Source organism: Kineococcus vitellinus (genome assembly GCF_009906315.1).
In the GTDB taxonomy this organism is placed as follows: domain Bacteria; phylum Actinomycetota; class Actinomycetes; order Actinomycetales; family Kineococcaceae; genus Kineococcus; species Kineococcus vitellinus.
Genome location: NZ_JAAALL010000669.1, coordinates 1 through 407, shown reverse-complemented (window position 1 = coordinate 407; position 407 = coordinate 1). Strand labels below are relative to the sequence as shown.

Genomic DNA, 407 nt, shown 5'->3' with positions numbered 1-407 from the left:
GACCGGGCGCGGGGCCCGCGCGGTGGTGCTGCCCTCGCCGGCGCAGGAGGCGGCCTGGGTGGCGCGGCTGCTGCGCCGCCGGCACCTGCTGGAGGGCGTGCCGTGGTCGCGGATGGCGGTGCTCGTGCGCTCCGCGCACCGCACCGCGCCGCTGCGCCGGGCCCTGGAGCACGCGGGCGTGCCGCTGGCCCTGCCGCCGGCCGAGGTGCCGCTGCGCGACGAACCCGCGGTGCGGCCCCTGCTGACCGCGCTGGCGGTGGTCCTGGAGCCGGACGCGCTCGACGAGGCCGCCGCCCGCGAGCTGCTGACCTCCCCGCTGGGCGGCGCGGACGCCGTCGGGCTGCGCCGGCTGCGGCGGGCGCTGCGCCGCACCGCCCCGGCCGCCGCCGGGCGGCCCGGGGACGCCG

At 84.0% G+C, this 407-nt stretch carries 1 pseudogene; it reads left to right on the top strand.

The features are described from left to right. Window positions 1-407, top strand: a pseudogene (locus GTQ99_RS24025) (ATP-dependent helicase); the annotation flags it as partial.